Origin of the sequence: Malikia spinosa (assembly GCF_002980625.1) — a bacterium.
GTDB classification, from domain to species: Bacteria; Pseudomonadota; Gammaproteobacteria; order Burkholderiales; family Burkholderiaceae_C; genus Malikia; species Malikia spinosa.
Map to the genome: position 1 here is coordinate 65,654 of NZ_PVLR01000006.1, position 24,509 is coordinate 90,162.

23 protein-coding genes are annotated in these 24,509 nt (G+C 68.5%); 12 read left to right on the forward strand and 11 right to left on the reverse strand.

The window, feature by feature from the left end:
• Positions 1-55: 55 nt before the first annotated feature.
• Positions 56-658 carry an FMN-dependent NADH-azoreductase gene (locus tag C6P61_RS01890; RefSeq protein WP_105728233.1) on the reverse strand — a complete coding sequence of 201 codons (603 nt, stop codon included), beginning with the start codon at positions 656-658 and terminating at the stop codon, positions 56-58.
• Positions 659-750: 92 nt separating this feature from the next.
• Here C6P61_RS01890 and C6P61_RS01895 point away from each other — a divergent pair, with 92 nt between their 5' ends.
• The 3 genes from C6P61_RS01895 (at position 751) to C6P61_RS01905 (ending at position 3,357) form a co-directional block, all read left to right on the forward strand.
• Positions 751-1,668: a LysR family transcriptional regulator gene (locus tag C6P61_RS01895; RefSeq protein WP_105728234.1), complete on the forward strand. Its 918-nt coding sequence runs from the start codon at positions 751-753 to the stop codon at positions 1,666-1,668.
• Between the two features lie 68 nt (positions 1,669-1,736).
• On the forward strand, positions 1,737-3,047 hold the full coding sequence (locus C6P61_RS01900) for a type II toxin-antitoxin system HipA family toxin (protein ID WP_105728235.1): 1,311 nt from the start codon (positions 1,737-1,739) through the stop codon (positions 3,045-3,047).
• Positions 3,048-3,063: 16 nt separating this feature from the next.
• On the forward strand, positions 3,064-3,357 hold the full coding sequence (locus tag C6P61_RS01905) for a helix-turn-helix domain-containing protein (RefSeq protein ID WP_105728236.1): 294 nt from the start codon (positions 3,064-3,066) through the stop codon (positions 3,355-3,357).
• Here the strand turns inward: C6P61_RS01905 and mnmA are convergent.
• A complete protein-coding gene (gene mnmA, locus C6P61_RS01910) occupies positions 3,354-4,553 on the reverse strand; it encodes a tRNA 2-thiouridine(34) synthase MnmA (protein WP_105728237.1) in 1,200 nt (399 codons plus the stop codon). The two genes, C6P61_RS01905 and mnmA, sit on opposite strands and share 4 nt — an antisense overlap.
• Positions 4,554-4,561: 8 nt before the next feature.
• A complete protein-coding gene (locus tag C6P61_RS01915; RefSeq protein WP_105728238.1) occupies positions 4,562-5,530 on the reverse strand; it encodes a LysR family transcriptional regulator in 969 nt (322 codons plus the stop codon).
• 96 nt (positions 5,531-5,626) lie between these two features.
• On the opposite strand from C6P61_RS01915, the gene aptA reads away from it, so the two are divergent.
• The gene (gene aptA / locus C6P61_RS01920; RefSeq protein WP_105728239.1) at positions 5,627-6,979 is read left to right on the forward strand and encodes an omega-aminotransferase AptA; all 1,353 of its coding nucleotides are present in this window, start codon (positions 5,627-5,629) and stop codon (positions 6,977-6,979) included.
• Here the strand turns inward: aptA and C6P61_RS01925 are convergent, their stop codons facing one another.
• The 3 genes from C6P61_RS01925 to C6P61_RS01935 are packed head-to-tail and all read right to left on the reverse strand — an operon-like array spanning position 6,980 to position 10,039.
• Positions 6,980-8,227, reverse strand: coding sequence for a coiled-coil domain-containing protein (locus tag C6P61_RS01925; RefSeq protein ID WP_105728240.1), 1,248 nt, complete (start codon positions 8,225-8,227; stop codon positions 6,980-6,982).
• Positions 8,220-9,530 carry a glutamate-5-semialdehyde dehydrogenase gene (locus C6P61_RS01930; RefSeq protein WP_342352606.1) on the reverse strand — a complete coding sequence of 437 codons (1,311 nt, stop codon included), beginning with the start codon at positions 9,528-9,530 and terminating at the stop codon, positions 8,220-8,222. The genes C6P61_RS01925 and C6P61_RS01930 overlap by 8 nt, the downstream gene beginning before the upstream one ends.
• 32 nt (positions 9,531-9,562) lie before the next feature.
• A complete protein-coding gene (locus C6P61_RS01935; RefSeq protein WP_105728242.1) occupies positions 9,563-10,039 on the reverse strand; it encodes a MarR family winged helix-turn-helix transcriptional regulator in 477 nt (158 codons plus the stop codon).
• A gap of 145 nt (positions 10,040-10,184) precedes the next feature.
• Between C6P61_RS01935 and C6P61_RS01940 the strand changes: the two genes are divergently transcribed.
• The 4 genes from C6P61_RS01940 to maiA all read left to right on the forward strand — a co-directional run bounded on the left by C6P61_RS01940 (position 10,185) and on the right by maiA (position 13,917).
• A complete protein-coding gene (locus tag C6P61_RS01940) occupies positions 10,185-11,393 on the forward strand; it encodes a 3-hydroxybenzoate 6-monooxygenase (RefSeq protein WP_105728243.1) in 1,209 nt (402 codons plus the stop codon).
• Positions 11,394-11,426: 33 nt separating this feature from the next.
• Positions 11,427-12,485, forward strand: coding sequence for a cupin domain-containing protein (locus C6P61_RS01945; RefSeq protein ID WP_105728244.1), 1,059 nt, complete (start codon positions 11,427-11,429; stop codon positions 12,483-12,485).
• Positions 12,486-12,571: 86 nt separating this feature from the next.
• Positions 12,572-13,273, forward strand: a complete 702-nt coding sequence (locus C6P61_RS01950) for a fumarylacetoacetate hydrolase family protein (protein WP_105728245.1) — start codon at positions 12,572-12,574, stop codon at positions 13,271-13,273.
• Positions 13,274-13,278: 5 nt separating this feature from the next.
• The gene (gene maiA / locus C6P61_RS01955; RefSeq protein WP_105728246.1) at positions 13,279-13,917 is read left to right on the forward strand and encodes a maleylacetoacetate isomerase; all 639 of its coding nucleotides are present in this window, start codon (positions 13,279-13,281) and stop codon (positions 13,915-13,917) included.
• Between the two features lie 28 nt (positions 13,918-13,945).
• Here the strand turns inward: maiA and wbaP are convergent, their stop codons facing one another.
• From wbaP to dacB, 3 genes are all read right to left on the reverse strand, one after another.
• Complete coding sequence (gene wbaP / locus C6P61_RS01960; RefSeq protein WP_170067305.1) at positions 13,946-15,382, reverse strand: undecaprenyl-phosphate galactose phosphotransferase WbaP; 1,437 nt, start codon at positions 15,380-15,382, stop codon at positions 13,946-13,948.
• A gap of 119 nt (positions 15,383-15,501) precedes the next feature.
• Complete coding sequence (locus C6P61_RS01965; protein WP_105728248.1) at positions 15,502-16,824, reverse strand: MFS transporter; 1,323 nt, start codon at positions 16,822-16,824, stop codon at positions 15,502-15,504.
• 208 nt (positions 16,825-17,032) lie between these two features.
• Entirely contained in the window at positions 17,033-18,481 is a 1,449-nt protein-coding gene (gene dacB, locus C6P61_RS01970; RefSeq protein ID WP_105728249.1) for a D-alanyl-D-alanine carboxypeptidase/D-alanyl-D-alanine endopeptidase, read from the reverse strand.
• Positions 18,482-18,515: 34 nt separating this feature from the next.
• Between dacB and tsaB the strand changes: the two genes are divergently transcribed.
• The 4 genes from tsaB (at position 18,516) to C6P61_RS01990 (ending at position 22,121) form a co-directional block, all read left to right on the forward strand.
• Entirely contained in the window at positions 18,516-19,382 is an 867-nt protein-coding gene (gene tsaB, locus C6P61_RS01975) for a tRNA (adenosine(37)-N6)-threonylcarbamoyltransferase complex dimerization subunit type 1 TsaB (RefSeq protein ID WP_105728250.1), read from the forward strand.
• On the forward strand, positions 19,379-20,008 hold the full coding sequence (locus C6P61_RS01980; protein ID WP_105728251.1) for a GNAT family N-acetyltransferase: 630 nt from the start codon (positions 19,379-19,381) through the stop codon (positions 20,006-20,008). The genes tsaB and C6P61_RS01980 overlap by 4 nt, the downstream gene beginning before the upstream one ends.
• Positions 20,005-21,069, forward strand: a complete 1,065-nt coding sequence (locus C6P61_RS01985) for a uracil-DNA glycosylase (protein WP_244908727.1) — start codon at positions 20,005-20,007, stop codon at positions 21,067-21,069. The genes C6P61_RS01980 and C6P61_RS01985 overlap by 4 nt, the downstream gene beginning before the upstream one ends.
• A gap of 140 nt (positions 21,070-21,209) precedes the next feature.
• Positions 21,210-22,121, forward strand: coding sequence for an NYN domain-containing protein (locus tag C6P61_RS01990; RefSeq protein WP_244908728.1), 912 nt, complete (start codon positions 21,210-21,212; stop codon positions 22,119-22,121).
• A gap of 10 nt (positions 22,122-22,131) precedes the next feature.
• On the opposite strand, the gene C6P61_RS01995 is transcribed toward C6P61_RS01990, so the two are convergent.
• Together C6P61_RS01995 and mltA are read right to left on the reverse strand one after the other, a co-directional pair.
• Positions 22,132-23,190: a 6-phosphofructokinase gene (locus C6P61_RS01995; RefSeq protein ID WP_105728252.1), complete on the reverse strand. Its 1,059-nt coding sequence runs from the start codon at positions 23,188-23,190 to the stop codon at positions 22,132-22,134.
• Between the two features lie 37 nt (positions 23,191-23,227).
• Positions 23,228-24,478 carry a murein transglycosylase A gene (gene mltA, locus C6P61_RS02000; RefSeq protein ID WP_202428106.1) on the reverse strand — a complete coding sequence of 417 codons (1,251 nt, stop codon included), beginning with the start codon at positions 24,476-24,478 and terminating at the stop codon, positions 23,228-23,230.
• Positions 24,479-24,509 lie beyond the last annotated feature (31 nt).

Here is a 24,509-nt window from a genome sequence, read left to right on the forward strand (position 1 = left end):
TGGCAGGGCGCTATCCCGGCTGGGCGCGCCCTGCGTGGCATTCAATCGAAGGGGGTCAGGCAGCCAGTGCGGCTTCCAGATCGGCTTCGGCCTGGGCGAAACCCTTGGCGGCGGCCTCGGGGCCCATGTTCAGGCCTTCGGCGAACACGAAGCGTACATCGCTCATGCCCAGGAAGCCCAGCACCGACTTCAGGTAGGGGGTCTGGCTGTCGTTCGGGGTGTCGCGGTAGATGCCGCCACGGGCCAAGGCGACATAGACCGTCTTGCCCTGGACCAGGCCGACCGGCCCGGTCGCGGTGTACTGGAAGGTCACGCCGGCGCGCGCCACGGCATCGATCCAGTTCTTGAACTGCGACGAGACGCCAAAGTTGTACATCGGCACGCCGAGCACGATCGCGTCATGGGCCTGCAGCTCGGCGATCAGCGCGTCGTAGCCGGCGACAGCGGCGGCCTGCTCGGCGCTGCGCTGCTCGGCCGGGGTGAACAGGGCACCCAGCATGGCTTCGTCGAGTGCCGGCACCGGGTTGGCGGCCAGGTCGCGCAGCGTGACAGTGGCGCCCGGGTTGGCGGCTTGCAGGCGCTCGGTGACGCGGTTGGCGACCTTGGTCGAGTTGGCTCCTTCGCGGCGGGCACTGGCGTTGATTTGCAGGATCTTCATGGTCGTTTCCTTGAGTGGGGAGGGAGTGGTTCTACTGTATTTGTTGCCTGATCCTTTGAGAATCCGTTTATTTGGATATCATTGTTCGAAAAATGGAACAATCTAGCGAAGCCATCGATCCCAACGACCTGTTGATCTTTGCCCGCGTGGCCGAGCTCGGCAGCTTCAGCCGCGCCGCCGACCGGCTCGGTTGCCCCAAGTCCACGGTGTCGCGCCGCATCGCCGGGCTCGAGACCCAGCTCGGCGAGCGCCTGCTGCAACGCACGACAAGACGCCAGCAGCTGACCGACTTCGGCCGCCAGCTGCTGGAGCACGCGCATCAGGTGGTGCTGGAGGTAGAGGCGGTGGCGGCGCTGCGCGAACAGCGCCAGGCCGCGCCGAGCGGGCGGCTGCGGGTCTCGATGCCGAGTGACTTCGCCAACCTGTTCCTGGGCGACATGCTGGCCGCCTTCGTCGCGCTGCATCCGGCGATCACGCTCGAGCTCGACCTGTCGCCGCGCCGGGTCGACCTGCTGGCCGAGGGCATCGATGTCGCGGTGCGCATCGGTTCGCTGCCCGACGACGCCTGGCTGGCCGCACGCCGGCTGACGGTGTTCTCGAACGGCCTCTATGCCTCGCCCGACTACCTGGCCGAACGCGGCGAGCCGGCGCATCCCGACGAGCTGCTGCGGCACCAGGCGGTGCGGCTGCTGGGCGGGCAGGGCGAGCCGCTGCCCTGGACGCTGCGCCACGGCGACCAGGTCTGGGAAGGCTTGCCGCCGGGCCGGGTCAGCGCCAATTCGCCCGAGCTGCTGCTGCGCCTGGCGCGTGCCGGCGGCGGCATCGCAGCCGTGCCCGACCTGTTCGCGCAGCCGATGCTGCAGCGCGGCCTGTTGCGCCGGGTGCTGCCGGACTGGTGCCTGCCGCCACATCCGGCCTGGGCGGTGTTCCCGGGCCGCAAGCTGATGCCGGCCAAGACCCGGGTCTTCATCGACATGCTGCAGGCGGCGCTGGCGGGCAGCGCCGCTTAGATATTTTGGTGATTTTCTATACAGAAAATTGGTATTTTTGTAGTTGGTTTATATAGAATTCCACCAATATGAGTTCCACCTGCACCCTCCAGTTGCACGCAGCGGGCGTCTGGCACGATGTCGCCAGTGTCAGTCTGTTTGGCGATAGCCGCGAGGGGTGGCGGGCCCGGAGCTACACGGGCTACGACGTGGCCTGGGCATTCGAGCATGTAAACAAACGCGATGCCTATGCCTTGTCTTGTCAGTTCCCGGTCGGTCTGGAGCCCTGGCAACTGCCGCACTGGCCGGTGTTCCTGATCGACATGCTGCCCCAGGGCTTCGGCCGGCGTGAACTGCTGCGCCGCCTGGGCTTGCCCGAGACTTCGGAGGAACCCTCGGACTGGCCCTTGCTGCTCAGCGGCGCGGGCAACTCGATCGGCAACCTGCGTGTCAAGGAGGCTGCACAGTGGCTGGATCAGAACCGGGGTCCCCGTCATGGCTTCACGGACGAAGAGGTGGCAGAACGAGCTGAGGAGTTCGCCGAATACCTGGCCACGCATGGCTTGTTTCTGGCGGGTTCATCCGGCGTACAAGGCGAATGGCCCAAGCTGCTGCTGACCCGTGCCGACGACGGCTTGCTTTATCTCGACCACAGCCTGCCCGACGAGCGAGCGCGCGAGCATTTCATCGTCAAGTTCGGGCGTGGCCGCGACGAGCGCCTGGCGCAGATCCTGCGTCACGAGGCGGTCTACATGGATCTGGCGCGCCTACTCGGCCTGCGCGTTCATGCGCCGCTGAGCTTGCGGCAGCGTGCCCTTTTCATTCCCCGCTTCGACCGGCGCATCCATCCAGGCGGTATGGAGCGTCTGGGGCAGGAGAGCATCGCCTCGCTGACCGGAAAAGTCGGATTCGAGTTCGTTCCCAGCCACGACGAGGTGTGCCGCCAGTTGCTGCTGCGCTGCACCGATCCGCAGGTCGAGGTGCTGGAATACCTGCGCCGCGATGTCGCCAATCTGGCGCTAGGCAACAAGGACAACCATGCCCGTAACACCGCGCTGCAGCGCGACTTCCAGGGCTACATTGCGCTGACGCCGCTGTACGACTTCGCGCCGATGTACCTGCACCCGGACGGCATCGCTAGACGCATCCGCTGGGAAAACAACGACGGCGCGCAGATCGACTGGTCAAGGGTCCTCGATGCCGTCTGTACCCAGCCAACGGGCAGCAAGAAGCAGCGGCGACTGGACCGTGAGTCGCTGGCCGAAGGCTTGCGTGCCATGGCGCCCGCGCTCGGCGAGATTGCCAGCCACGGCATCGCCATGGGTATGGAACCCGATGTCCACCAGCACCTGAAGCTGGGGATCGAGCGCCTGGCGCGCGAGATGGAGGCGCTGCGCTGAACGCGCGCGATGCAAGATGGACAAACGCTACAAAGCCCTGTCAGTGCCGGAGCAACTGGCGCTGCGCCTGCAGGCGATCGAGGAGGTGCTGGTGAATCCGGAATGGACGCTGCAGCAGTCGGTGCGCCACCTCAAGCGCACCCTGCGCCTGACCAGCGCCGAGCTGGCCCGGCTCGCCAGCGTCTCGACCAAGACGATCCAGGATATCGAGCAGGGGCGCAGTGAAGGCACGGTCCAGACCTTGAACCGCATCCTGGGCGTGCTCGGCCTCAAGCTGGGGGTGGTCAGGGCCTCCCCGAGCGAGGATTAGCCGCCCGCTGACTTGCCCTGCGGCCTGCGGCGCGCCTTGCGCTTGACTGGCTCGGGCGTGATCGCCGGCAGCGCTGCCTCGGTCGCGCTGGCGGAATGGATCACGCCGCCGCCCAGGCAGACATCGCCGTCATACAGCACCGCGCTCTGGCCCGGCGTGACCGCCCATTGCGCCTGCTCGAAGCCGAGCGCGAAGGCGCCGTCGCCGTTCGGCGCCAGCAGGCAGGGCGCGTCGGCCTGACGGTAGCGGGTCTTGGCGCCGTACTGGCCCGGTGCCGGCGGCTCGCCCGCGACCCAGCTCGCGTCCTCGGCCTGCAGCAGCGGCGACAGCAGCCAGGGGTGGTCGTGGCCCTGCACCACCCACAGCGTGTTGGTCGCGACATCCTTGCGCGCGACGAACCAGGGCTGGTGCTCGCTGCCACCCTTGGCCGATCCCTGTTCCTTGACCCCGCCAATCCCCAGGCCCTGGCGCTGGCCCAGGGTGTAGAAGCTCAGGCCCACATGCTGGCCGATCACCCGGCCCTGGTCGTCGCGGATCGCGCCGGGTGCCTTCTGGATGTAGCGGTTCAGGAAGTCGCGGAACGGCCGCTCGCCGATGAAGCAGATGCCGGTCGAGTCCTTCTTCTTCGCGTTGGGCAGGCCGATCTCGTCGGCGATGCGGCGCACTTCGGTCTTGGGCAGTTCGCCGACCGGGAACATCGCCTTGGACAGCTGCGCCTGGTTCAGCCGGTGCAGGAAATAGCTCTGGTCCTTCAGCGGGTCACAGCCCTTGAGCAGCTGGTGCTTGCCGCTGGCCTCATCGAAGCGCACCCGGCAGTAATGGCCGGTCGCGATCTTGTCGGCGCCCAGGCGCATCGCGTGGTCGAGGAAGGCCTTGAACTTGATCTCGGCGTTGCACAGGATGTCGGGGTTCGGCGTGCGGCCGGCCTGGTATTCACGCAGGAACTCGGCGAACACGCGGTCCTTGTACTCGGCCGCGAAGTTGACATGCTCCATGTCGATGCCGATCACGTCGGCCACGCTGGCCGCGTCGAGGAAGTCCTGGCGCGACGAGCAGTATTCGCTGTCGTCGTCGTCTTCCCAGTTCTTCATGAAGATGCCGATCACCTCATAGCCCTGCTGCTTGAGCAGCCAGGCGCTGACCGCCGAGTCGACGCCGCCGCTCAAGCCCACCACCACGCGTTGTTTCTTTGCCATGGGCTGGATTATCCCAGCGCGGGCAGGTCTTGGCTTGGTGGGTGCCCGGCGTGGCTGGCATGACTGGCGTAGAGCGTCTGCTGGAACGCCTGGGTCAGGCGCGAGCCCTTGGGCGACTGCCGGCTGATGGCCATGAAGCGGCAGTGGTAGCGCAGCACGGCGGGCGCGATTGCGCGCATCCGGCCGGCTTGCACGAAGGCCGCGGCATAGTGGTCCGGCAGAAAGCCCACGAAGCAGCCGGACAGGATGAAGGTGGCGACCGCCTCCTGGTCCGAGGCGGTGGCCGCGCGTTCCAGCTGGTGCCGATGCGCCAGCTCCATGTTCGGCGAGTGGTAGCCCAGCGCCGCCAGCGGCTGCCGGCGCAGGTCGTCCCAGCCCAGGCCGGCCTGTGGCTGCTCGAACCAGGGATGGCCCGGCGCCGCATACAGCAGCATGGTCTCGCCAAACAGCTCCTGGTAGCACAGCAGTTCGGAGCTGCGGTGCTCCGGGATGATGCCGAGCTGGAACTGGCCGTCTATCACGCCGCGCTCGATCGTGCCGATGCTGCCGACATGCAGATGCAGCCTGGCGCTGGGCACCTGGCGGTGAAAGCTGGCGATGGCGCTGGCGATCCGGGCTTGCGGGTTGGAGATGGTCTTCTCGAACAGCGCGACATGCAGGTCGCCCCCCAGCCGGCGATGGATGTCATGCAGCCGGGTCCGGAACGATTCCGTCGCGGACAGCAGGCTCAGCGCGGCCTCGTAGACCTGCTGGCCCTCGGCGGTGAGGCCGAAGCCGCCGCGCCCGCGCCGACACAGCACCAGCCCGAGCCGGGTTTCCAGATCCTTGACATGCCGGCTGATGGTCGACAGCGCGATGTTGAGCTCGAGCTCGGCCGCCGCCATGCCGCCGCATTCCACCACGCTCTTGAAGACCCGCAGCAGCCGCAGATCGACATCGCCCAGCTGGCCGAGCAGGGCCACATTCCTTACTTGCATGAAACGTCAACTGTAATGAGACATAGGGTGCTTCATGAGAGTTTAGCCATTGCCCAGAATCGGCTCATCATTTCCCCTTCGCACTGGAACTTCCCGATGAACATGTCCGACGCCCAGCAGGTCAGCGCTGTCCCCCGTACCGATCCGGCCTGGCTGGAGGCGCACTGGATGCCCTTTACCGGCAATCGCGACTTCAAGGCCCATCCGCGCCTGATCACCTCCGCCCAGGGCGCCTATTACACCGATGCTGACGGTCGCCAGCTGTTCGACGGCCTGTCCGGCCTCTGGTGTACCGGCCTGGGCCATGCGCGGACCGAGATCGTCGAAGCCATCGCCCGCCAGGCGGCCACGCTGGACTATTCGCCGGCCTTCCAGTTCGGCCATCCGCTGTCGTTCGAGCTCGCGAACCGGATCGTCGAACGCATGCCGGCCGGGCTGGACCATGTGTTCTTCACCGGCTCGGGCTCGGAGTCGGCCGATACCTCGCTCAAGATCGCGCGCGCCTACTGGCGCACCAAGGGCCAGGGCAGCAAGACGCGCCTGATCGGCCGTCTCAAGGGCTATCACGGCGTCAACTTCGGCGGCATCTCGGTCGGCGGCATCGTCGGCAACCGCAAGCTGTACGGCCAGGGCCTGGAGGCCGACCATCTGCCGCACACCCAGCCGCCGGCGGGTTCGTTCTGCCGCGGCATGCCGGAGCAGGGCGCCGAACTGGCCGACGAGCTGCTCAACCTGATCAGCCTGCACGATGCCAGCAATATCGCCGCCGTGATCGTCGAGCCGTTCTCGGGTTCGGCCGGCGTGGTGATTCCGCCCAAGGGCTACCTGCAGCGCCTGCGCGAGATCTGCACCGCGCACAACATCCTGCTGATCTTCGACGAGGTGATCTCGGGCTTTGGCCGCAGCGGCGCCTGGACCGGTGCCGAGGCTTTCGGCGTCAAGCCCGACATCCTGAACTTCGCCAAGCAGATCACCAACGGCGTGCAGCCGCTCGGTGGCGTGGTGGTGGGTCGTGAGATCTACGACACCTTCATGGCTGCCGGCGGGCCCGACTACATGCTCGAGTTCCCGCATGGCTACACCTACTCGGCGCATCCGGTGGCCTGCGCGGCCGGTCTCGCGACGCTGGACCTGCTGGAGCGCGAGCACTCGATCGAGCGGGTGGCTGAACTGGCCCCCGTGTTCGAGAATGCCGTGCACAGCCTGCGCGGCGCGCGGCATGTGGCCGACATCCGCAACTTCGGCCTGGCGGCCGGGCTGACGATTGCCGCCGCGCCGGGTGAACCCGCCAAGCGCCCATACCAGGTCGCGATGGCGATGCTGGAAAAGGGCTTCTACGTGCGCTATGGCGCCGACACCATCCAGCTGGCGCCGCCCTTCATCAGCACGCCGGCGCAGATCGACAGCCTGGTCAATGCGCTGGGCGAGGCACTCGGGCAGGTTGACTGATCAACCCGCGTTGCGATTCAGCCAGGCCTTGAGCCCGGCTGGCTCGCCGGCCTGTTCCAGCCCGGCTTCGATCGCGCGCAGTTCGCGCAGCAGCTCCAGTTCCTGTTCTTCGAGCCGTCGCCCCAGCATCGCCGCGTCGATCCGGCTGCCGGCTGGCAGGTCCAGGGCATGCAGCCAGCGCTGTTGCTCGCCCTGGCGTTCGCGCTCCAGGCTGGCGGCCTGCTCCTTCAGCAGCCGGCTGACCGCCTGCAGGCGTTGCGCGGACAGGCGCTCGAGGTGGTCGGGGTCGGCCAGCTCGGCCTGCAGTTGCAGGTCGAGTAGCGCCAGCAGGTCGCGCCGGCCGTAGGCGGCGTTGGCCGCGCTCATCAGCGCGGTCATGCGCTGGCGTTCGGCCTCGTCGCCTGCGCGGTCCGGGTGCAGCGCGCTGGCGAGTTGGCGGTAGAGCGTACGCAGCGTGGCGCCGGCATCCTGTTGTGCCTGCTGCTCGAGCAGCGCGGCGGGAGCCGGTTCGCGTTGTGCCTTGCGCGCCTCGCGCTTGGCCTGGCGGGCTTCGCGTTGGGCGCGCTGGGCCTCGGTTTGCGCCTGCCACTGGCGTCTGGCGGCGCCCAGCAGTTCGTCCGGACTCGCTGCGGCTTGCGCTGCCTCGTCGTCAGGCTCCAGCCAGTCGGACAGGCGCTCGCGCAGCGCGTCGGCGGCGGCGCGGCGCAGGTCCGACAGGCTTTGCGGGCTGTAGCGGTCGTGTAGCGCGGCCATGTCGGTATCGCCGCGCTCGGCCAGCTGTTGCGCCAGCCGGCACAGCAGGCGGCGCGCCGTGGCCTGCTGGGCGCGCGACAGGCCGCGCGCGTCGGCTTCGAGCCAGGGCGCCAGTGCCAGCGCCAGGCCGCGCTGCGCCTGGCGCAGCCGTTCACGCAGCGGCTGCAGCCGTTGCGCGCTGCCGTTCAGGTAGCCCTGGCCGATCGACTCCATCTGGGCCAGCTGGGCCTTGAGCCGCTCGACCCGGGCCAGTTCGCGCTGCAGCTGCTGCGCGGCTGGCGACAGCGGCGCGCCAGCGCCTTGCTGCGCCTGCAGTGACCGGGTGGCGGCAGCCTGTCGGGTTGACCGGCGCGCGGGCTCTACCTCCGTCTGTTCCGTCGCATCAGCCGGTTCGGCATCGGCATCGATATCGGACGGGCTGGCGGCAAAGCGCGGATCGGGTGCCGCCGGGCTGGGTTTACGGTAGGGCTTGGCGGGCTGGCGTCGCTCAACCACGCACTTCGCCTTCGCCCAGCACGACATACTTGAGCGAGGTCAGGCCTTCGACGCCGACCGGCCCGCGGGCATGGAACTTGTCGGTGCTGATGCCGATCTCGGCGCCCAGGCCGTATTCGAAGCCGTCGGCGAAGCGGGTGCTGGCGTTGACCATCACGCTGCTGGAATCGACCTCGCGCAGGAATTGCTGCGCATGCCGGTGGTCGGTGGTCAGGATCGCCTCGGTGTGGCCGCTGGAGTAGCGGTTGATGTGCGCGATCGCCTCGTCGACATCGGCCACGACCTTGACGCTGATGATGGCGGCCAGGTATTCCTCGGACCAGTCCTGCTCGGTCGCGTCCTTGAGCTGGGCGCCCGGCACCTGGCTCAGGATCGCCTTCGATTGCGGGCAACAGCGCATTTCGACGCCCTTCTGTGCGTAAACGGCACCGATCTTGGGCAGGAAGACGGCAGCAACCCCGCGCGCGACCAGCAGGCTCTCGGTCGCGTTGCAGGGGCTGTACTTCTGCGTCTTGGCGTTGTCGGCCACCTTGACCGCCATCGCGATATCGCAGGGGTCGTCGACATAGGTGTGGCAGTTGCCGTCCAGGTGCTTGATGACCGGCACCTTGGCGTCGCGGCTGATGCGCTCGATCAGGCCCTTGCCGCCGCGCGGGATGATGACGTCGACATATTGCGGCATCGTGATCAGCTGGCCGACGGCCTCGCGGTCGGTGGTGGGCACCAGCTGCACCGCGTCGGCCGGCAGTCCGGCTGCTTCGAGCGCCTGCTGCACCAGCCTGGCCAGCGCCTTGTTCGATTCGATCGCCTCCGAGCCGCCGCGCAGGATGCAGGCATTGCCGCTCTTGATCGACAGGCTGGCGGCCTCGATCGTGACATTGGGCCGGCTCTCGAAGATCATGCCGAAGACGCCGATCGGCACCCGCATCTGGCCGACCCGGATGCCGCTGGGCTGCTGCTTCATGCCGAGGATCTCGCCGATGATGTCGGGCATCGCGGCCAGCTGTTCGCAGCCTTCGGCGCAGGTCTCGATCACCTTCGGCGTCAACTTGAGGCGGTCGACCATCGGCTCGCTCAGGCCGGCGGCGCGGGCGCGCTCCAAGTCAAGCGCGTTGTCGAGCTGCAGCGGCTCGATGTTGGCGCGCAGCAAGGCGGCCAGCGCGCGCAGCGCAGCGACCTTGCGCGCGCTGCTGGCGCGCGCCATCAGGGCGGAGGCGGCCTTGGCCTGCTGGCCCAGGCGGTTCATCAGTTCGGCGGTGGTTTCGGCGTTCATGCCGAGGATTTTCGCACCGCGCGGGCGAATCTGCGCCAGTCGGCGGTCGACCGGGCCGGCTTTCAGCGCGGGCGTTCGCTCGGCGCGCGCGACAGATCGTTGTTTGCCGTCACCAGTTGCTGCAGCAGCTCCATGAACTGGCGGCGCTGCTCGGGGCTCAGTGGCTCCAGGATGCGCTCCTGGGTGCGCTCCATGCCGGGCAGGGTCTGGGCCAGCAGCAATTCGCCGGCCGGCGTCAGCGCGAGCAGGCGCACGCGTCGGTCAGTCGGCGCGATGCGGCGCACCAGCAGGCCGCGCGCCTCAAGCCGGTCGACCACGCCGGCTGTGGTCGAGGTGTCGAGCGCGATGCGTCCGGCCAGCGTGCGCTGGTCGCAGCCGGGCTGGTCGCGCACCGTCTGCAGGATGGCGTATTGCACCGGGGTGACGTTGAGATCCTCGGTTTCCTGGTGAAAGATGCCGAGCGAGATCTGATGCAGGCGCCGGATCGCATGGCCGGGTTGGGCGTCAAGCTGTACGCGGTGTGGTCGTGTGGACTCCATGCGTCGGCAGTCTAGCGCAAGATAACTTAGGGAAAACCCTCTTGCACTCCTTCGGTTTGTATCTATACTAATAATCTGTGTACTGATTATTCCGGGGCGGCAACCGCCGGCCGGTCCAAACCCTGTTTTTTCCTGGAGCATAGATATGAGCGAAATCAAATCCCAGTTGCCCGTCCTGGTGTCCGGCGGTGGCATTGGCGGCCTGGCGGCAGCGCTGGCGCTGGTGCGCCAGGGCTTCCAGGTCCAGGTGTTCGAGCAGGCGCCCGAGATCGGTGAGATCGGCGCCGGCATCCAGCTCGGGCCGAACGCCTTCCACGCCTTCGACGCGCTCGGCGTCGGTGAAAAGGCCCGTGGCCGCGCCGTCTACACCGACTACATGGTGATGCACGATGCGCTCGACGAGAGCCTGGTCGGCAAGATCGAGACCGGCGAGGCCTTCCGCCAGCGCTTCGGCAACCCCTACGCCGTGATCCATCGCGTCGACGTGCACAAGTCGCTGCTCGAAGGCGCCGTCGAGACCGGCCGCGTCGAGTTCTTCACCAACACCCGCATCGAGTCGATCGAGCAGGACGAAGCCAGCAAGACCGTCATCGCGATCGACCAGAACGGCAAGCGCTGGACCGGCCAAGCCCTGATCGGCGCCGACGGCGGCAAGTCGGTGGTGCGTGCCCAGTATGTCAACGACCCGCCGCGCGTCACCGGCCATGTGGTCTACCGCGCCGTGGTCGACAAGGCCGATTTCCCGGATGACCTGAAGTGGAACGCCGCCAGCCTGTGGGCCGGCCCCAAGTGCCATCTGGTGCATTACCCGCTGCGTGGCGGCGAGCAGTACAACGTGGTCGTGACCTTCCACAGCCGCGAGCAGGAGCAGTGGGGCGTGACCGATGGCTCGAAGGAAGAGGTCGAGAGCTACTTCCAGGGCATCTGCCCGAAGGCCCGTCAGCTGATCGAGCTGCCCAAGACCTGGAAGCGCTGGGCCACCGCAGACCGCGAGCCGATCCCGAACTGGGTCTTCGGCCGTGCCACCATCCTGGGCGACGCCGCTCACCCGACCACCCAGTACATGGCGCAAGGCGCCTGCATGGCGATGGAAGATGCCGTGACCCTGGGCGAGGCGCTGCGCGTCTCGAACAATGACTGGGATGCCGCCCTGCAGCTGTACCAGAAGAACCGCATCGCCCGCACCGGCCGCATCGTGCTGTCGGGCCGCGAAATGGGCCGCCTGTATCACGCCGCCGGCGTCGAGCGCCTGATCCGCAACAGCCTGTGGAAGGGCCGCAGCCAGGAGCGTTTCTATGACGCGATCGAATGGCTGTACGGCTGGAACGTCAACAACTGCCTGCAACAGGGCTGATACTCGTCACCTGTCACTTTAAAGGACAAGAAGATGCAAGACACTGGCCGCTTTGACACCCTCGGCCGTCTGGAAGACCTGCCGCAGGACTACCGCGACGAGCTGACCGCCAACAACCTGGTCCCGCTGTGGCCCAGCCTGCGCGCGGTGCTGCCGCCGCATGTGCCGGCACGCAAGACCCAGCCGACCCACTGGCCCTATGCCAAGCTGCGCGACCTGCTGCTCAAGGCCGGCGAGCTGACCCCGATCGAGAAGGCCGAGCGCCGCGTCCTGGTGCTGGCCAACCCGGGCCATGGCCTGGAGAAGATGCAGGCCAGCGCCGCCATGTACCTGGGCATGCAGCTGCTGCTGCCGGGCGAACTGGCTCCGGCACACCGCCACACGCCGAACGCGATCCGCATGGTGGTCGAGGGCGAGGGCGCCTGGACCCTGGTCAACGGCGAGAAATGCCCGATGAGCCGCGGCGACCTGATCCTGACCCCGACCGGCCTGTGGCACGAGCACGGCCATGACGGCAACCAGCCGGTGATCTGGCTCGACGTGCTGGACCTGCCGCTGGTCTACTATGTCGAGGCCTCCTATCACGAGGAAGTGCCGAGCCAGACCGTCGTGCCGGGCCAGGGCGCCCGGGCCTATGCCCGTGGCGGCGTGGTGCCGACTCCGGTGTTCGGTCGCTCCGACAAGGCCTACCCGATGCTGCGCTACCCCTGGGTCGATGCCCGTGCCGCGCTGCTGTCGCTGGCCGAGGACCAGCCGGACCTCGAAGCCGTGCAGGTGACCTATGTCAACCCCGAGACCGGCAAGGACGCCGAGAACATCCTGGGCTTCTACGCCCTGATGCTGCGCCCGGGTCAGACCCTGCGTCTGCCGGCGCGTTCGCCGGCCCAGGTGCTGCACCCGATCGAAGGCAGTGCCGAGGTCCAGGTCGAGGGCGCCGCTGCCTTCACCCTGGCCGAGGCCGATACCTGCGCCGTGCCGGGCTACACCGCCTGCACGCTGAGCAACCGCTCGGCGACCGAGCCGGCCTTCATCTTCGTCGCCGACGAGTCGCCGCTGCACCGCAAGCTTGGCGTCTACGAGAACCGCGGCTGATCAGCCGTGACTGACCGGCCGGGGCCTCTCTTATAGTGGCTCCGGTTTTCCGTCGTTTTGAACCCGATCTTTCAGAAAGCAAACCCATGGCCCAGTACCTGTTCAACCCGCCCGAAGTCCAGTCCCTGCCGATCCAGGGCCGGCAAGAGCGTTTCCCGATCAACCGCCTGTTCTTCGTCGGCCGCAACTACCACGCGCACGCGGTCGAGATGGGCCGCCCGGTCGACAAGTCGGTCGAGCGCGCGTTCTACTTCACCAAGTCGCGCGACACCCTGGTCGACAGCGGCGCCACCGTGGCCTATCCGCCCGAGACCCAGAACTACCACTTCGAGATGGAGCTGGTGATCGCGATCGGCAAGCCGGGCTTCCGCGTGCCGGAAGACCAGGCGCATGAGCTGATCTACGGCTACGCGACCGGCCTCGACATGACCCGACGCGACCTGCAACTGGTCGCACGCGACAAGGGCCGTCCCTGGGACACCGGCAAGGACATCGAGCAGGGCTCGGTCTGTTCCGAGATCGTGCCGATGCCAGGCAAGGTCATCGAAGGCGGCGAGATCGCGCTTGAAGTCAACGGCGTGACCAAGCAGAAGTCGGACGTCAGCAAGCTGATCTGGAACGTGCGCGAGATCATCGCCGACCTGTCGCTGTACTACCACCTGCAGCCGGGCGACCTGATCTATACCGGCACCCCCGAAGGCGTGGGCGCGGTCGTCGCGGGCGACAAGATCACCGGCCATGTCGAAGGCGTGGGCCAGATCGAGCTGACCATCGGTGCCGCCGAGTAAGCGCCATGAAGCTCTATAACTTCTGGCGCAGCGGCACCTCGCACCGCACGCGCATCGCGCTCAACCTCAAGGGCCTGGACACCGAATACCTGGCCGTCCACCTGGGCAAGGAAAAGCACCTGAGCGACGAGTTCAAGGCCGTCAACCCGCAGCAGCTGGTGCCCGCGCTCGACACCGGCAGCGAGGTGCTGATCCAGTCGCCCGCCATCATCGAGTGGCTCGAAGAGCAGTACCCGACCCCGGCGCTGCTGCCGGCCGATGCCGCCGGTCGCCAGAAGGTGCGCGCGCTGGCTGCGATCGTCGGTTGCGACATCCATCCGATCAACAACCGCCGCATCCTCGAATACCTGCGCAAGACCTTTGGCGCCGACGACGACGCGATCAACGCCTGGTGCGGCACCTGGATCTCGGCCGGCTTCGACGCCTACGAGGCGCTGCTGGCGGCCGACGCCAACCGTGGCCGCTTCAGCTACGGCGACGCGCCGACTGTTGCCGACTGCTACCTGATCCCGCAGGTCGAGAGCGCGCGCCGCTTCAAGGTCGACCTGAGCCGCTGGCCGCTGATCAGCGCGATCGACGCCGCCTGCGGCGAGCTCGACGCCTTCAAGAAGGCTGCCCCCTCGGCCCAGCCCGACGCGGCCTGAGCGCTGTGCCGATGCGTCGGGGCGGCGATCAGTACGCGCCTTCCCGACGCAGCACGGTCCTGACCGTCTTGGCCAGGATCGCTATGTCGGTCCAGAGCGACCAGTTCTTGATGTACCAGTCGTCGTAGATCACGCGCTCGGAGAAGGTGGTCTTGCTGCGCCCGCTGACCTGCCACAGGCCGGTCAGGCCCGGGCGGACCCGGGCGTAGAGCTGCAGCGCCTCGCCATATTTGCTGACCTCGCGCGGCAGCAGCGGGCGCGGTCCGACCAGGCTCATCTCGCCACGCAGCACGTTGAGCAGCTGCGGCAGCTCGTCGATGCTGCTGCTGCGGATGAAGCGGCCTACCCGCAGCACGCGCGGATCGTCCTCGAGCTTGAAGTTGTTTGCGACATAGCGCTGCCATTCGGGGCTGTTCTCGGCTTCCCAGCGGCGCAGCAGGCCTTCGGCGTCATTGACCATGCTGCGGAACTTGTAGAAGCGGAACGGCTTGCCGCCGGGGCCCACGCGCTCCTGGCTGAACAGGATCGGCCCGCCATCCTCGCGCCAGATGCGCCAGGCCACCCAGGCCAGCAGCGGCGAGAGCAACAGCAGCAACAGGCTCGCGCTCACGAGGTCGAACACGCGTTTGACCAGCCTCAAGTGCGGGCGCAGCAGCTTGTTGGGCAGCATGAGGCTGAACAGTTCCTGGCTGAAGAAGAACTGCATTTCGGCGCCATAGAGCGGTATGCCACGCATCGCAGGGATGACCCTCACGTCGTACACGCGGTGCTGCAACAGCTTCCTGATCAGCCGGTCGCGCGGGTCCTGCTGGTTGGCTTCGAGCGCGATCACGCACCTGAAGCGACGGAAAACCTCCCAGTCGTCCGGATGGCCATGCCAGGTCAGGCAGGGCACAGGGCCTTGGCCAGGCTCGGCTGGGGGGCCGAGATCGGCCAGCTGCAGAAAGGCCTGCACCCTCATGCCCAGCCAGGTGTCGCCGTGCAATGCCTTGAGCGCGAGCCCTGCGGTGCGTCCCGACCCGAACACGAGCACGGGCTGGTACCAGAGCCCGAGCTGCTTGAGGGCCAGCCTGGCCAGCGCGCGGCCCAGCACGATGCTGCATACCAGCAGCGGATAGAGCAGGAACGCGCTGCGGATCTGCTCCCAGTTCGGGATCTGGTTGAGCAGCCGGCTCGACAGCAGGGTGAAGACCATGGCGGCCAGCACGGTCTGGCGCAATTCCTCCCAGAAGGTCTGGCGCCGGACATAGGCCTTGCGGTAGAACCCGAACCAGGCCAGCCAAGCCAGGCTGACCACCACATGATGGCGGTCCTGGCCGGTCAGCGTCCACAGGCCGTTGAGCCACAGCACCCCGGACTCGACCCCGAGTAGCAGCAGCAGCTGCGCGGTCGAACGCCTGAGGTTGCTGTGCCGGGCGGGAGGCAGCAGCTGGCGCAGCAGCGAGGGCGGGGCAGCGTGGTCCATGGTCATCTTCGGGCGGACCGGAAGCCGGCCAAGGGCCACAGTATGAACCGGAATTTCCCGCCGGGGGAGGTGGCTTGGGCTGCCACGCCAGCCGGGCGGGTATCAGCCCGCCAGCGGGCTCAGCGGTTGGCCGCGCTGCGCGCCATCGGCACCAGCAGCGTCAGCGCGATGCCGAACACGCCGATGCAGGCCAGCACATAGAAGATCGAATCGAGCGCGATGCCGGCGCTGATCAGCAGGCTGCCCAGCATCGGGCCGCCGATGCCGCCCAGCCGGCCGAAGCCCGCGCACCAGGCCACGCCGGCGGCGCGCACATTGGTGCGGTAGTAGTTGGCGACGAAGCCGTAGATCAGCGTCTGGGTGCCGCTGGTGCCCAGGCCGACGATGGCGACGATGCACAGCAGCGCGGCCAGCGGCAGGCCCAGGGTCAGCAGGATCAGCGCGATCGCGCCGATGGCGAAGGTCGAGGCCACCACCGGCTTGGGGCCGAAGCGGTCGGCAAAGCGCGACGCCAGCAGGGCGCCGAACAGCGAGCCGCCGTTGAGCACCAGCAGGAAGGACAGCGAGCCCTTGGCGTTGAAGCCGGCGCGCAGCATCAGCTCGGGCAACCAGGTGTTGAGCGAGTAGACCAGCACCAGGCCGGTGGCGCTCATCAGGCCCAGGATCAGGGTCGGGAACAGGTAATGCGCAGTGAACAGGCCGGCGAAGCCGGTCTTGTCATGCCCGCTCGGTTCGTGCTGGCCGCTGCTGGCGACAGCGAGCTCGGGCATCGGCATGCCGGTGCGCTCGGACAGGGCCCGCGCCTCCTCCAGCCGGCCGCGCGCGGCCAGCCAGGCGACCGATTCGGGCATCTTGAAGTAGGCCAGCGGCAGCAGCGTGACCAGCGGCAGCGCGCCGATCCAGAACATGCCGCGCCAGCCGATCTTGTCCATCAGCAGGATCGCCAGCAGCGCCGACAGCAGGCTGCCGAGCGGAATGCCGCCGTTGGTGATGGCATTGATCATGTTCTTTTTGCCCTTGGGCGCGTATTCGGCCACCAGCGCGGCGGTGGTCGCGACCAGCGAGCCCACGCCCATGCCGGTGAAGAAGCGCAGCCAGCCGAAGGTGGTGGTGTCGGTGGCCATGGCCGACAGCGCCATCCCGATCGAGAACCAGGCGTAGGAGGTCAGGATCACCTTGCGGCGACCCAGGATGTCGCCGACCGTGCCGGCGGTCAGCGCGCCCACCATCACGCCGACCAGCGCGTAACTGCCCAGCACGCCGGCCATGGCCGGGCTGACGGCGCCGATCTGCGACGGGTCGCGCAGGAAGGTCGAGACCACGGCGCCGTAGACGACGAGGTCGTAGCCGTCGAACACCAGGCCCAGGGTCGCGAGAGTCACGACCCAGATCACGGTGCGCATGCGGCGGGCGTCCTGCCCAGGGTCAGAAGGGGTTGCCATGGTTTGCTCCAGAAGGGGGCTGTGAACCTGTCAGATGCGATGCGAAAAACACACCGAACGGTTCAATGAAAGGGGATAGTAAGTACACATTAAATAAGTACACTTATCATGAGTTTACTTTTTAAACCAGCACAAACCTTACATTAACTTTACATATTCGCCTGTCCCTGGCCTGTCAGCGGCTAGCGTCAGGGGCGCTGGCGCCGCTTCAGGGTTGCTGCTGGGCTGCCCAGCGCACCAGGGCCTCGAGCGCCGGCTTGGCGGCGCGGGCTTGCGGGTGGTTGACGATCGCGACCAGCACGCGGCGCTGGCCGTTGGGGCCATGCACATAGCCGGCCAGCGCCTGCACGTCGCGCAGGCTGCCGGTCTTGAGGTGGGCCTGGCCGGCTTCGAGCGTGCTGCGCCGCAGCGTGCCGTCCACGCCGCTGGCCGGCAGCGAGGCCGCCAGGTCGGGCATCAGGCCCGAGTTCCAGGCCTGCTGCAGCAGGCGCGCCAGTGCGCTGGCGCTCAGGCGCACGTCGCGGCCGAGTCCGCTGCCGTTGCCGAGCTCGGGCAGCCGGGTGTCCGGCCCGAGCTTGTCCTGCCACCAGCTTTCCAGCGCCAGCCTGGCCTCGGGCAGGCCGGTCGGGGTGCCCTCGCGCCCGGCCTGGCCCAGCGTCAGGAAGATCTGCTGCGCCATCACGTTGTTGCTGTACTTGTTGGTCTCGCGCACGACCTCGGCCAGCGGCGGTGACTCGAAGCTCAACCGCAGCCGCGCCTGTGGCGGTACCCGGCCCTGGCGCACCTGGCCATCGAGCTGGCCGCCCAGCGACTGCCACAGGCCGGCGACCGCGCGCTCGGCCAGGCGGGCCGGTTCGGGGTGGGCAATCGGCCATTCGCGCGCGCCGCAGGCGGCCCGGTAGCGGCCGGCAAAGCGCGGGTGCAGCGGGTCCGAGAAGTCGGCGCGCAGCGCGCCGCGCCAGTCGCCGCAGGCCTGCGGGTTATCGGTGCCGGTGGCCTCGAGCGGCACGCTGGCAGGCCATTCGACGCCGGCCAGCGGCGGCTCCAGCGTCACGCGCGCGACGCCGGCCTCGGTATCGGGCGTGAAGCCGAACAGCTGGCTGCGGTAGTTGATCAGCAGCGCATCGGGCGCGGCGTTGTAGGGTTTGAGCGGTTCGCTGTCGAAGGCGCCCGGGTCGGTCTCGGGCAAGGCAAAGGCGCTGCGGTCGAGCCGGATGTCGCCCGCGATGCGCCGGATGCCCAGGCCCTGGACCCGGCGCAGCAGCAGCCAGAGCCGTTCGCTCACGAGCTTGGGGTCGCCGCCACCTTGCAGGTAGAGGTCGCCGAGCAAGGTGCCGTCGCGCACCGGCGCGTCGCTGTAGACCCGGGTCTGCCAGCGGAAGTCGGGCCCGAGCCGGTCCAGCGCGGCATAGGTCGTGACCAGCTTGAGCGTGGAGGCCGGGTTGACCGGCATGTCGGCACGCCAGGCCAGCAGCGGCGCGTGGTCGGGCCGCGTCTCGAGCACGACCGCGGACAGCGCGTCGGCGGGCAGCTTGGCGCGCGCCAGCAGGCTGGCGACCTCGGGCGGCAGCGCCGGTTCTGCCCTGGCCGCAGCGGCCAGTGTCAGGGCCAGCAGCGCGGCCCCCGCGAGTTTTGTGATCCGGAATCGCTCGAGCATGGCAGCGATTATCCGTGCCAAGGATAATCACGCCATGTCCGTTTCCGCCGCGCCCCTTTTGTCCCTCTCGCCCTACGCCGACCTGCCCGCCACCCTGCCGCCCGGTGCCCGGGTGCTGGCGCTCGACACCAGCACCGACCGCCTGAGCGTCGCGCTGGGCTGCCCGGACCAGCCCGAAGGCTGGCTGCTGCACGAGGGCGTCGGTGGCGCGCAGGCCTCGGCCACGCTGATCCCGCTGATCCGCTCGCTGCTGGCGCAGGCCGGCTGGCAGCTGGCCGAGCTTGACGCGATCGCCTTCGGCTGCGGGCCCGGTTCCTTCACCGGCCTGCGCACCGCTTGCGCGGTGGTGCAGGGCCTGGCCTTCGCGGCCCGCCCCGACGGCATCCCGGTGCTGCCGGTCAACACCCTGCTGGCCGTCGCCGAGCAGGCGCGCTGGCAGCTTGAGCAGCGTGGCGAGCCCTGCCCGGAGCGCCTCGTCGCCGCGCTCGATGCGCGCATGGACGAGCTCTATGTCGCCGAACTGGCACTGGCCGGCAGTCCGACCCAGCCGCGCCTGGTCAGCGGGCCCTGGCTCAGCGCGCCCGAGGCGCTGCAGCTGGCCGATGGCTGGCCCGAGGCCGGTACCGGCTCGACCCCGCTGCTGGCCGGCAACGCAGTGCCGGTCTACGGCCCGCGCCTGTCCGCCGCCTGGCAGGCCGCGCCCCAGCAAGCCACCTGGCCCAGCGCCGCCGCGATGCTGCGGCTGGCGCCCGCGCTCTGGGCCGCCGGTGCCGCGGTGCCAGCGGCAGCGGCGCAGCCGCTCTATGTGCGCGACAAGGTGGCACAGACCACCGAAGAGCGCGAGCGCCTCAAGGCTGAAAAGCTCGCGGCTGCGGCTGCCAGCGCAGGAGCCGGCGCGTGAGCCTGGCTGCCGCCCGCCACGCCACGCCGTCCTGGCTGGCCTCGGATGAGGCCGGGACCGGCCGCCCCTGGGCGCTGCTGGCGCTGGACGAAACCACGCTGCCGCTGGTGGCCGAGATCGAGCGCACCACCCATGACCATCCCTGGGGCGAAGGGCATTTCCGCGACTCGATCGCGGCCGGCTACTGGTGCCAGCTGCTGGTCACGCCGGCATTGCCCGACGACCCGCCCACCTGGGCCGACGCGCCGCGCCTGGCCGATGGCCGCCTGCTGTTGGCCTATCTGGTGGCGATGCCGGGCTACCGCGAGACACACCTGCTCAACATCACCACCGTGCCGCTGCATCGGCGCCAGGGCTGCGCCCGGCTGCTGCTGGAGGCGCTGCAGGCTTGGTCGTTGTGGCAGGACGCCGAATGCCTGTGGCTGGAAGTGCGCGCCGGCAACCAGGGCGCGCGCGCGCTCTACGAACGCCAGGGCTTTCGCCAGGTCGGCCTGCGCCGCGGCTACTACCCGGCTGACGGCGCGCAGTGCGAGGACGCCGTGGTCATGAGCCTGCCGCTGGCGCCAGCCTTGCCCCAGGCACAGGCACAGGCACAGGCACAGGCACAGGCGGAGGTCGGCGCATGAGCGAGATCGAACTTCAGGCTGCCGCCGCCAGCGGCGATGCCGATGCCAACCCCGCCTGGCCCAGGCTCGATGCCCGCCACGGCGCCATGCTGGCCGAGATGGGAATCAACTGCTGGTGGCAGGACAAGCTGACGCTGGAACCGGTGGCGCGTCCGTCCGCCGCGCCCGGCCGCAGCGCCACGGTAACGATCCCGGCTGCCGCGCGAGCGCCACAGCAGGAGGCGAGGGCGGTGCGGTCGATGATCACGCCCCCTGCGCCGACCCCGCCGGCAGCAGCGCCCGCTGTCATGGCACAGCCGCCGCTGCGGCCCGCGTTGGCTGCCTCGTCATCGCATCAGCCCGCCGCGCCGCAGGCCTCGCCGCTTGCCGTCGCGGCACCCGCTACATTGGCACCGCCGCCGCGTGCCCCCACACGCGCCGTCATCCCGCTGGCCGTGGCACCGGCCGAGGTGCCGGCCGACCAGGCCGCGCTGATGGAGGCGATCCGCGCCTGCACGGCCTGCGAACTCGGCAGCCGGCGCCGCCATGCCGTGCCCGGCATGGGCGACCCCGCGCCCGACTGGCTGATCGTCGGCGAAGCGCCGGGCGAGGAGGAGGACCGCCAGGGCCTGCCCTTCGTCGGCCGCGCCGGCCAGCTGCTCGACCGCATGCTGGCCGCCATGGGCCTGTCGCGCGAGCACCAGGTCTACATCGCCAACGTGATCAAATGCCGCCCGCCGCAGAACCGCAATCCCGATCCGGTCGAGATCGCGCAGTGCGAGCCCTATCTGCTGCGCCAGATCGAGCTGTTGCAGCCGCGCTTCATCCTCGCGCTCGGGCGCTTCGCGGCGCACACGCTGCTGGCCCATTCGACCCAGCCCGGCGCCGAGGCGCTGCGCAAGCTGCCGCTGGGCAAGTTGCGCGGCCAGATACACGAGGTCGAGATCGCCGGCCGGCGCCTGCCGCTGGTGGTCAGCTACCACCCGGCCTACTTGCTGCGCAGCCCGGGCGAGAAGGCCAAGTCCTGGGCCGATCTCTGCCTGGCGCTCGATGTCTTCGGGCGGCTGCCGCCGCGCGGCTGATAGTGACGACGCTTGATCAGGAGTCGTCCCATGTTAAAATTACCTAACAACTTATCCGCGATGGCTGTGTGGCTCTGACCACCTGAAGCGCGGAAGGAAAAGCCGGCGCAAGCCGGTTTTTTCGTTTCTGGAGCCGGTTCTTGCGTACACGCGTCTACATCGATGGCTACAACCTCTATTACGGTTGCCTGAAGGGCACGGCCTTCAAGTGGCTGGACTTGTTGGCGCTGTTCGAGCGTCATGTCCTGCCGTCTGTCACCGTTTCCGGCCAAGACCAGGCGCTGACTTCACGGCTTGAGCCGCAAGCCATCAAGTTTTTTACGGCTCCGATACTGGAACAGGCGGCGAAAGCCTCCGATTCGCTTCGATGCCAGGAGCGTTACCACGCAGCCCTGAGCAAGCACCAGCCTGGCCGGATCGACATCATCAAGGGCTACTACTCCCTGACTCAGGCCCGACCCAAGGCCATCGACCCGGTCGATCCCAAGAAGTGGCCCAGGGACTGTACGGTCGAAGTCCCGGTCTGGAAGCTCGAGGAAAAGCAAAGCGATGTCAATCTGGCCCTGCATGCTTTCAAGGATGCTCTGATTGAAGGCATCGAGCATGTCGTCATCGTCACCAACGACACCGATATCGCACCGGCTTTGGAAATGATACGAGCGCACACCAGCGCCATTGTCGGGCTCGTGATTCCAACCCGTGATCACCAGCGTCCCCCTAACCGGGATTTGACTCGGCACGCGCATTGGGTGCGATCGCACATCACCCTATCCGAGCTGCAGGCCGCCCAGCTGCCACGAGTGATCCCCGCCGCCAGGAATCCTGTTCTCAAACCGGACTCCTGGTATGCCCGGCCGGATCTGCTGGCGCAGGCGCTGGCTTTGGCTTGCGTCGAAAAAGGCTCCAGAAGCCAAGCCTTTCAGTGGCTGGAGACGCCCAACCCTCATTGGAGCGGGAGCAAGCCCATCGAACTGCTTGAGTCTGATGCCGGCGAGCAAGTCATCGCGTTCATGCAGGAGTGGGATTCCCGCAAACCAGCTCCATCTTCGTGAGAGGCATCGGTCAAGAATCCTCGCCCAGCGAGACCCCGATCTGACGCGCCGTGCGCAGCAGCGGATGGTCGAGCGGCACCTGGCGCGACTGGTGCGCGACCTCGGCCAGCGGCAGGCTGGCCAGCCGCTCGCACTGCAGCGTGACCATGCGGTTGAATTGTCCGGCCATCAGCAACTGCGCGGCTTCGTTGCCGAACTGTGTCGCCAGCACGCGGTCGAACGGGGTTGGTGCGCCGCCGCGCTGCACATGGCCCAGCACGGTCGCGCGCACTTCGCTGTCGAGCAGCGGCTGCAGTTGTTCGCGCAGCGCGTGCGCCACGCCGCCGAGCCGGATCGGGTCCGGGCTGTCGGCCACCTGGCGCTCGATCGTCAGCGCACCGCCATGCGGCTTGGCACCTTCGCCGATGCAGATCAGGCTGTGGCGCCCGCGCTGCTCGCGCTCGCAGCAGATCCGGGCCACCGCCTCGACCGAATAGTCGATCTCGGGCAGCAGGATCACGTCGGCGGCGCCGGCCAGCCCGGCCTCGAGCGCGATCCAGCCCGCGTAGCGGCCCATGGTCTCGACGATCATGACCCGGCCATGGCTCTGGCCGGTGGTCTGCAGGCGCTCGATCGCCTCGGTCACGGTCGCGACCGCGGTGTCGAAACCGAAGCTGCGCTCGCAGCCGACGATGTCGTTGTCGATCGTCTTGGGCACGCCGACCACCGGCAGGCCGCGTTGAGCGATGCCATGCGCGATCGCCATCGTGCCGTCGCCGCCGATCGCGACCAGCGCGTCCAGACCCAGCGCGCGTGCGTTCGCCATGGCCTGGGCCGCGCTGGCCTCGCTGGCCAGCGGATTGGCCTTGTTGCTGGTGCCCAGGATGGTGCCGCCCTGCATCAGGATGCCGCTGACGCTGTCCCAGTCGAGCGGCCGGGTCAGTGGGACTTCGCCCATCAGCCCAGCAAAGCCGTTGCGGATGCCGATCACCTCGGCGCCGCATTGCCGCAGCAGCGACTTGGTGACCGCGCGGATCACCGCATTGAGTCCGGGGCAGTCGCCGCCGCCGGTCAGCACGCCTATGCGCATGTCGGTCTCCTGGTAGCGGCCCGCTGGCGGGCCTGGCTTACTGGCTGCGTGGCCACAGCGCCCAGAGTTCGAGCGGCTGCTTGAGCCCGGCAGCCAGGGTGTAGGCGTCGTCGCCCCAACCGGTGAAATAGTCGGCCCGCACCGCGCCCACGATGGCGCTGCCGGTGTCCTGCGCCAGCACGAGTTTCTCGAACTGCGCCGCCGGACCGGCGCTGCGCAGCCAGACCGGAGTGCCGTAGGGGATGCTGTCGCGGTCGACCGCGATCGAGCGGCCCGGCGTCAGCGCCACGCCCTGGGCCCCGCGCGGACCGAAGCGGGCCTCGAATTCGCCCAGCGCCTCCTCGCGGAAGAACACCACGCGCGGGTTGGCGGCCAGCATCTCGGGCACGCGGCCCGGGTTCTGCTGGGCCCAGGTGCGGATCGCCTCCCAGGTGCCACTGTTGATCAGCTTGCGATCGAGCAGCCAGCGCGCCACGCTCTGGTAGGGCTGGCCGTTGGTGCCGGCATAGGCCAGCCGCACCTGGCGCTGGCTGCCGTCGGCTTCGGTGATGTTGAGTCGGCCCGAGCCCTGGATCTGCAGCAGCAGCGCGTCGATCGGATCGGCCAGCCAGGCGATCTCCTGGCCCTTGAGCGCGGCCTTGGCCTGCGGCGAGCGCTCCATGTCCTGCCGGCTGTACCAGGGCGTGCCGTTCTTCACTCCGGCCGGCAGTCGATACAGCGGCACGCCGAAGCCGGCATCGGGCAGCCGGCTCGCGCTCATGACCGGCTCGTAGTAGCCGGTCAGCAGGCCCTTGGTCTCGCCGGCCGGCGCGCTCAGGCGGTAGGGCTGCAGGCGCCGCATCAGCCAGTCATGCTGTTCCTCGGCGCTGGCGAGCGTGAGCTGGCGCACCTCGGCGCAGACCGGGCCGAAGCCCGGCGCGGGTCGCTCGCAGCTGCGCAGCCAGGCGTTCCAGGCCTCGTGCAGGGCATCAAAGCCCCAGCCCGGCAGTTCGCTCCAGCGCGCCGGGGTCCAGACGCTCTTGCCGCGGGCGATGGTTTCCGGCAGCGGCTGGCTGTCGGCCCATTGCCAGGCGGCCGAGCTTTGCGGCGTGACCACGGCGGCACGCCCGGTCGGGTCGGGCGTGGCCTGCTGCGGCAGCACCACGCGTTCCTGCGGCAGCGGCACCGTGTTGCAGGCCGCCAGCAGCCAGGCGCTGACAAGCAGTGCCGCCCGGCGCAGCAGGGTCGCACCAGGCGGGCGCGCCAGGCCGCAGGGCGGCGTCGGGGAAGGCAGGATCAGGCGGTTCATGCCTGAAATTTTCGCACGCGCGAGCGCTGCC